General features: G+C 71.9%; 8 protein-coding genes and 1 pseudogene. 4 read left to right on the forward strand and 5 right to left on the reverse strand.

All coding sequences use genetic code 11. The annotated features are described in order from the left end of the window. Positions 1-31 precede the first annotated feature (31 nt). Positions 32-235 (reverse strand): hypothetical protein, encoded by a 204-nt coding sequence (locus GA0070215_RS26600; RefSeq protein ID WP_018787041.1) that lies wholly within the window; start codon positions 233-235, stop codon positions 32-34. Between the two features lie 235 nt (positions 236-470). On the opposite strand from GA0070215_RS26600, the gene GA0070215_RS26605 reads away from it, so the two are divergent. The 4 genes from GA0070215_RS26605 (at position 471) to GA0070215_RS26620 (ending at position 3,551) form a co-directional block, all read left to right on the forward strand. Continuing rightward, positions 471-1,412, forward strand: a complete 942-nt coding sequence (locus GA0070215_RS26605; protein ID WP_091051296.1) for a M48 family metalloprotease — start codon at positions 471-473, stop codon at positions 1,410-1,412. Between the two features lie 10 nt (positions 1,413-1,422). Continuing rightward, positions 1,423-2,490, forward strand: coding sequence for a DNA glycosylase AlkZ-like family protein (locus tag GA0070215_RS26610; protein ID WP_091051299.1), 1,068 nt, complete (start codon positions 1,423-1,425; stop codon positions 2,488-2,490). A gap of 207 nt (positions 2,491-2,697) precedes the next feature. Next, positions 2,698-3,069, forward strand: coding sequence for a hypothetical protein (locus GA0070215_RS26615; RefSeq protein WP_018787045.1), 372 nt, complete (start codon positions 2,698-2,700; stop codon positions 3,067-3,069). Then, complete coding sequence (locus GA0070215_RS26620) at positions 3,066-3,551, forward strand: roadblock/LC7 domain-containing protein (protein WP_018787046.1); 486 nt, start codon at positions 3,066-3,068, stop codon at positions 3,549-3,551. Before GA0070215_RS26615 ends, GA0070215_RS26620 begins: the two co-directional genes overlap by 4 nt. Before the next feature lie 172 nt (positions 3,552-3,723). Here GA0070215_RS26620 and GA0070215_RS26625 read toward each other — a convergent pair whose 3' ends face one another. The 4 genes and pseudogenes from GA0070215_RS26625 to GA0070215_RS26640 all read right to left on the reverse strand — a co-directional run bounded on the left by GA0070215_RS26625 (position 3,724) and on the right by GA0070215_RS26640 (position 7,441). Then, complete coding sequence (locus GA0070215_RS26625) at positions 3,724-4,680, reverse strand: threonine/serine dehydratase family protein (protein WP_091051315.1); 957 nt, start codon at positions 4,678-4,680, stop codon at positions 3,724-3,726. 90 nt (positions 4,681-4,770) lie between these two features. Then, positions 4,771-4,869: pseudogene (locus GA0070215_RS29760) on the reverse strand (VOC family protein); the annotation flags it as partial. Positions 4,870-5,156: 287 nt separating this feature from the next. Beyond that, positions 5,157-5,495, reverse strand: coding sequence for an immunity 51 family protein (locus GA0070215_RS26635; RefSeq protein WP_091051307.1), 339 nt, complete (start codon positions 5,493-5,495; stop codon positions 5,157-5,159). 545 nt (positions 5,496-6,040) lie between these two features. Continuing rightward, complete coding sequence (locus GA0070215_RS26640; RefSeq protein ID WP_091050167.1) at positions 6,041-7,441, reverse strand: IS1380 family transposase; 1,401 nt, start codon at positions 7,439-7,441, stop codon at positions 6,041-6,043. Positions 7,442-7,541: the final 100 nt, after the last annotated feature.

Below are 7,541 nucleotides of genomic sequence, written 5' to 3' on the forward strand. Positions count from 1 at the left end.
GATCACCTCGACGCGGGCCCTCCCGCGCCGTCTAGCGGCCCTCCCCGGCCCAACGGGCGTCCTCGGCGTCCCACGCGTCGTTGCGCTCCCGCACCGTCTGCAGGGCGTTGTCCGCGTCGGCGGCTGAGGCGTACGGTCCGAGAACGTGCCGTGCGGGGCACACGTCGGCATCGGTCTCGACCCGGTGGTGTCGCGTGCACCAGTAGTAGTGCCCACCACTTCCGTCGTCGCTCATGCGATCACTGTGCACCGGGAACCGCCTGGCCGCCACCGGAACGGCACAAATAGCCACATCCTTCTCCACATTAGACCTGGTCACGGCGGTTGTGGCGGGGAACGGCTGAAGACCCGGCCACGCCCGCCCTCGTCCGAACGGCCGCTACCGGCTCGGGCGGGCAGCAGCCAGGACCGGCGCTCGTGATCACCAGGACGACGGGCACGGGGCCTGTCCGCGATGCGGCGCGACGCCGGTGTCGCTGGACGGGGCGTTGCCCTGGTGCGCCGGCTGCGACTGGAACCTCGACACCGACGACGCGCGCCGCCAGCCGCCGGAGTTCGGCTGGTCCCGGGTCGACCGGCGGACCTACCGACTCGCCGCGCGGCTCACCCGCCGGCAGTACACCGCCCTGCTCGGCCGGTCGCTGGAGCCGGCCGGGCAGGGGTTCGCCGGCATTCTGGTCACCGGCATCTCGGTGCTGCTCCTGCTCGGCGTTGCGGGACTCGCCGTGGCCGGGGTGTGGCTGCTGTTCGCGTACCCCTTCCCGAACCTCGCGGTGGTCGGCGGCGTGGCGCTCCTCGCGCTCGCGGTGGCGCTGCGGCCGCGTTTCGGCCGGCTCGACCGGGACCTGGACGTGCTCACCGAACGGGAGGCGCCGGAGCTGCACGCCCTGGTCCGGGAGGTGGCAACGGCGGTTAGCGGGCCGAGTACCTGGCCGACGAGATGGCGGCCCGCGCCGGCGGCACGGCGGCTGCTGGACACGTTCCTGCGGACCGAGTCGGTGGCCACCGCGGTACGCGGCGGCCACGGGCCGGACACCTGGCGGGTGGAGACGGGACGCGCGCTGGACGCGGCGGCCGAGCGGCTGTCGCTGGAACGCCAGCTCACCGTCCGGGAGGACACCTCGCTGTTCGCCACCCACCCGCCGACCGGCCTGCGGCACCGGATGCTCGGGTGGCGTGGCCGCCCGGCGGACGGCCTGGCTCGCAGCGTACCGGACCATCCTCCAGCGACGGCTGGTGCGAGCCAGCTCGGCGGTCCACTCCCGGGCCAGGTCGGCACGCAGCTCGGCCAGTGCCAGCCGGGCCGACCGGATGCCCACGCCGGTCAGGCGGTAGTAGCGGCGGGCCGGGTGACCGGCGACGGCCGGGTCGGCTTCCTTCCAGTCGAAGCCCCCGGCGGGCCGACGGACTAGCCTCGCGGCTGTGACCCCGCACCTGCTCGACCGCGCCACCGCCCGCCGGATCGCCGTCCGCGCTCAACTGCTCGACGCCCACCGGCCGGCCGACCTGTTGTCGACTGTGGACCGGTTGACGTTCCTGCAGATCGACCCGACCGCCGCGGTCGCACCCAACGCCGACCTGGTGGCCTGGACCCGCCTGGGCGCCGGCTACCACCCGAACGACCTGGTCCGCGCACTCGAACACGAGCGCAGCCTCTTCGAGCACCGGGCCATGATCAGGCCGATGGCCGACCTGTCCCTGCACCTCGCCGAGATGGCCGCCTGGCCCCCCGACGCCCGACGGCGGGACTGGCTGGCCGCCAACGACAGCTTCCGCCGCTACGTGCTGGACGTGCTGCGCGACGCCGGCCCCCGGCTCAGCCGGGACATCGAGGACCGCAGCGTGGTGCCGTGGCCGTCCAGTGGCTGGACGAACAACCGCAACGTCACCCAGATGCTGGAGTTCCTCGCCGCCCGGGGCGAGGTCGCCGTCGCCGGGCGGGTCGGCCGCCAACGTACCTGGGACCTGGCCGAACGGGTCTACCCGGCCACCGCCCCGGTCTCCGCCGAGGAGGCCGCGCGGCGACGCGCCGAACGGCGGCTGGGTTCGCTCGGCGTCGCCCGGGCGGCCGTGGTCGGCGACGCGGGCGAGCCGGCGCGGATCGAGGGCACGTCCGGCGTCTGGCGGGTCGCCCCGGCCGCGCTGGACGACGCGCCGTTCACCGGCCGCACCGCACTGCTCTCCCCCTTCGACCGGCTCGTGCACGACCGGGTCCGCGCCAAGGAGCTGTTCGACTTCGACTACCGGCTGGAGATGTACGTGCCGAAGACGCAGCGGCGCTGGGGCTACTTCGCCCTGCCGGTGCTGCACCACGACCGGCTGGTGGGCAAGGTCGACGCGACCGCCGACCGCAGGGCGTCGGTGCTGCGGGTCGACGCGATCCACCCGGACGTGCCCTTCACCCCGGAGCTGACCGCCGCCGTGCACGCCGAGATGGCCGCGCTCGCGTCCTGGTCGGGCCTGCGCGATCTGCGCCTCCCGACCCGCTGAGGACGGCGTCGTAGCAGCCCAGCCGGGAATCGGCCATCGGACGGCGCGTTCCCATGCGGGGACCGGTGGCCGGTCCCGTGGGGACCGCTCAGGTGGATCACCAGCGGCCCGGGTGCGGGCCCCGACTCCGTATGCGAACCTCGACGGACCGAACCCGCTGCCCACCCGCTCCGGTGGACAGCGGCCCGAGCTGGGGAGAGAAAAATCGTGGGCAACCTTGACATCGCGCTGAAGAACGCGATGGACATCGACGGCGCGATCGGGGCCGCGCTCGTCGACTACACCAGTGGCATGACCCTCGGCGTCGCCGGGGGCACCGGCGAGATCGACCTGACCGTCGCCGCCGCCGGCAACACCGACGTCGTACGCGCCAAGCTGCGCACCATCGAGATGCTCAGGCTCGACGACGAGATCGAGGACATCCTGATCACGCTCGGCAGCCAGTACCACCTGATCCGCCCGCTGAGCAACCGCACCGGCAAGGGCCTGTTCCTCTACCTGATGGTGAGCAAGAGCCGGGCCAACCTCGCGATGGCCAGACACCAGCTGCGCGCGATCGAGGAGAGCCTGGAACTGTGAGCCGGGTGGACGACCTTCCCCGCCGTGCGCGTCCCCAGCCCGGCACCCTGCCGCCGCCACAGGCGCTCCCTCAGTCGCTGGCCGGCAACCCGGCGTTGCCGTACCCGGCCATCGGCCAGGAACTCTCCACGCTGCGGTTGCAGATCCCCGGCGTGCACGGCTGCGTCCTCGGCGGCGTCGACGGCCTGCTCGTCACGCACAACCTGCAGAACGGTGCCGACCCGGACGACCTGGCCGCGCTCGCCGCCACCATGTACGGGCTCGGCCGTCAGGTCGGGCTCCGGCTCGGGCAGGGCGACTTCCAGCAGTCCACGGTACGTAACGCCGGCGGCTACCTCAGCGTGTACGCGATCAACGGGCACGCGCTGCTCGCCGTGATCGGCACGGACAGCATCAACGTGGCGCGGCTGCACCTGCACGCCCCGACCACAGCGGCCCGGCTCGCCGAACTGCTCGACGGCGTCAGCCCGGCCACGTCCTGACGTACGCCGGTCGTCTCGGTCCCACCCGTCCGGGCCGCGGGCGGCCGGCGTACCTCCGGGTCCTGTGGTTGTCGTGGCGCGGCGGTGGGGCGCCTGCCGCGGCGGCCCGGTCGGCGCGGTCGCGCCGCGCAGCGGTGGTGCGGTCGCGCCGCGCAACGGTGGGTGCGGTGGGTCAGACGCCGAAGCGGCCGGCCCACGCGGTCACGTCGGCCACCGTGGCGTTGCCGCCGCAGACCACCAGGCCCAGCCGGGCGTCGCCACCCATCCGCTCGACCACCCGACGGGCGGCAGGCAGCAGGCACCCGGCGGCCGGCTCGGCCCACACCTTGGCGTGCTCGGCCAACTCGACGGTGCCCCGCACCGCCTCGGCGTCGGAGACCACGAGAACGTCGCTCACCAGCGCGGTCACATGGTCGTAGGTGAGCTGCGAGACGCTCGGCGCGCTGAGCGTGGTCACGATCGACGACAGCGGCACCTCGACCGGACCGCCCTTCGCGATCGCCTGCGACATCGCCTGCGCGCCCTCGGTCTCCACGCCCCAGATCCGTACCCCCGGCCGTCGCGCCCGCAGCGCCGCCGCCACACCCGAGATCAGGGCGCCCCCGCCGATGCTGACCAGCACGTCGGTCAGCTCACCGGCGTCGTCGGCGAACTCCAGCCCGACGGTGCCCTGCCCGGCGAGCACGATCGGGTCGTCGAACGGGTGCAGTAGCGTCACGCCCTCGTCCCGCAGCCGGTTCATCAGGGCGAACGCGCCGGCCATGTCCTCGGTGAGGCGCACGTCCGCGCCCGCCGCACGGGCCACCTCGACCGCGCGCGCCGGCGCCGTGCGGGGCATGACCACAGTCGCCGTCACCCCGAGAGCACCGGCCATCACCGCGACCGCGATGCCGTGGTTACCGCCGCTGACCGCCACCACCCCGGCCGCCCGCTCCGCGTCGTCGAGCGCGAGCAGCTTCGCCGCCGCGCCCCGGGCCTTGAACGAGCCGGTACGTTGCAGCAGCTCCAGCTTGGCGGTGACCGGTACGCCGAGCAGCTCGGTCAGTCCCGGGCTGGGCACGGTCGGGGTGTGCACCACGACGTCGGCGATCCGGTCGGCGGCCGCCTGGATGTCCGCAAGCTCGATCACCACCGCAGCGTGCCACACCGGCCCTCACAGCCCGCGCCGTCCCCGCCGCGCGGCGCCACAACTCCAAGAACGCTGGAGTGGCTGGTCCTGTCACGATCGGGTGGCGGCCGCCTCGGCGTCGCTGCGGAGGATGCCCTCCGGGTCGGCGAGCACCACCCAGCCGGTGCCGTCCGCCGGTCGGCCACCACTGCCGCACCCGGCCCGGTCAGCCAGCCAGTTTCTCGTCCGCGTCCCCTCGGCCGGGCGGGCGGCGTCGATCCCGCAGCTCGGGCGAACGCACTCGACCTCGCAGAAGATGATGCACTCGCGCAGGGGCGACGCCACCTCGACCGGCTCGTCTGTCATCGCCGCTCCTCCCCGAACGGTGACGGGTAACGATGCCAGCGCCGCCACCGGCCGAGCACCCCGGCGAACACGGCGGCCACTCCGGAGTCACAGCCGGGCTTCCGCGAACCGGGACCGGCCACCTTCGCGTGTCAGTCGTCGAACTCGAACCCGCGCGCTTCGGCGTCAGTGACCAGCCGCCGCATGCGTTCCCCGTCGGTGGCGACCGTGTTCATCAAGGCCTCGAGTTCCTGTAGCGCGCCTCGATCGGTGCCGTAGGCGCAGAACATGCCGGCCTCAGGGTCGTAGGCGAAACGACCTTCGAGCGCCGGAGATTCGGTGCTGACAAGAACTTCCGCGACACCTGCCCAGAAGTAGCCGTTGGGCTCGTGACCAAGCTCCCCGATCACACTGTCAACTGGAGCAGTCCCGGCATCCAGCAGCAGCGAATACTGCCCGGGAAGGGGCTCGTTCAGCCTGAGCAAGGTCATCTTCGAAGCCTGCCAGTGCGCGGTGGTCGTGGCAAGATCCGCAAGCCACCCGTTCGCGAGGCAGGGCGCGCAGGCCGACGGGGGTTCGCTGCCGCGGTGCTGTGGGTTCCGGTAAGCGGGGAGGATCCGCTCTGAGCTGGTGGGCGACGGACGAGTCGACCTGTACGCCGGATTCTGGAAGCAGCGTCCCCGCTGAGCTGCGGAAACACCACCGCAATCACCCGTCAGGGCGTCTGTAGGGCGTGACGCCTCTTCCTCGCCGTCGAACCGCCGCTGATCACCTCGCCGGGCACCACAAGGGCTACCAGCCTCCCCGGACGGGGCCAGGGTCGTTCTTCCGGCAGGGCGCTCGCCTGCGAAGCCTGGACGATCTGGCGACAGCCGACCAGGAGATCCGCTAGCCTCGGTCTTTCACTTGAGCATGGATCCATAGCTTGTTATCGATGAAGTTGATTCGCGCTGGTTTTGCCGCTTTGTTGGCATGCTGAGGGCCCGGCGCTGGGCCGGGTTCCTCCGTGTTGCGGGTTGGAGCGTGAGCCTCGACGTCAGCCGGTGGGCCGGGGTAGTGCGGCGAGCTTGTTGAATGCGCTGGTCAGGGCGTTGGCCCAGGGCCAGTTGGCGGCGATGGCGAGTCGTGTCCTGCGGGCGGTGCGGGTGATCCGGGCGGCGACGTGTAGCAGCCGGTAACGCAGCTTCTTGGGCTCGGCGGTGGCCAGTTCGCCGTCCAGGAGCAGGTTCTGGGTCCAGGCGAGCAGGTCGATGCCGGTCAGCGCCAACTGGAGCCAGGCCTGGTTGATGGCGAAGTGTCGGGACGGGAACCGGCCGAAACCGGTGTTCTTGCCGGTGCGGATGCGGTCTTCAACGCGGGCGTGTGCCCGGTGCCGGGCCTCCAGGAACTGGACGCTGCCGCCGCCGGGTGGGGTGTCGGTGGCGACGACCTGATGCCGCCAGCCCTCGATGGTGTCGAACAGCGACAGTTGGGCACCGGGGTGCGGGCGTTCCCGGCGGACCAGGAACCGGGTGCCCTCCGGCCAGCCGGTGGCGTCGAACAGGCCCGTGATCTCGCAGACCTCGGCATGTTCACGCAGGTCACCGACGGTGTCGACGGCGGGAGCCCAGCCGGTCGCAGCCCGGATCGCCTCGCGCACGCCGGCGGTGATCGCGGCACCGACGGAGAACCGGATGTCCAGGTGGTGCTGCTCGCGCAAGGACCGGATGTGGGCGAGGAAGCCGTGACTGGAACCAGCCGAATCGGCGCGCAGCAGGATCGGGGTGCCGTGCCGGTGGGCGTCGGGAAGCTGAGCGAGGGCCTGGTCGAGCACGGTGATGTGGTCGGTGGTGGTGTTGGATCCGGCCCGGCCTTCGCGCAGCAGGCCGGCGAGGGCTTCGCCGGTGTTGTCCAGGAAGCACAGCAGCGGGTGGTAGCCGAACGTCTTCTTCCAGGTGCGGGTCGCTGATTCCTTGCCGGAGTGGCAGATCACGATGGTCGCGTCGATGTCCAGGACCAGGCCGTCAACCTGCCGGCCGGCCACCATCGGCTGCGGCAGGTCACCGCGGACCTCGGCGTGCTGGGCCCAAGCGACCTCACGGGCGTGTGCCCGTGCAGACCGCAGATCGACCAGCACCGTGTCGTCGAGCTGCGACAACAGCCGCCACGCGGTCGGGTCGGACGCCACCGGCCCGAACAGCGCCTGTTGGTCTCGTAGTACTGCCAGGTCAGCGATGGCCTCACCACCGTCGGCGAGCATCACGGCAAGATCGACGGCGATCCGACCCGGGTCGTGCCCGCGCTGCCGCTGCCGCAGACCCGCAAGGGCGTGGCTGAACGCGCTGGTCAGGCCGGTCGCATCAGCCAGATCAGCGAGCAGCCGGGCACCAGCGTGCCCGACGATGCCCCGCCCGTCTCCAGTCACCATGATCTTCGGACGTATTGCGGTAGCCTTCATCCAGCAAGTGCCTTCCGTGACAGGAACATCGGACCCTCAGCAAGTCCTATTTTCCCTGATCAGAAGGCACTTCCTCGTTTCCGGTCCACTCCTTGGACAG

This window comes from Micromonospora marina, assembly GCF_900091565.1.
Lineage (GTDB): Bacteria > Actinomycetota > Actinomycetes > Mycobacteriales > Micromonosporaceae > Micromonospora > Micromonospora marina.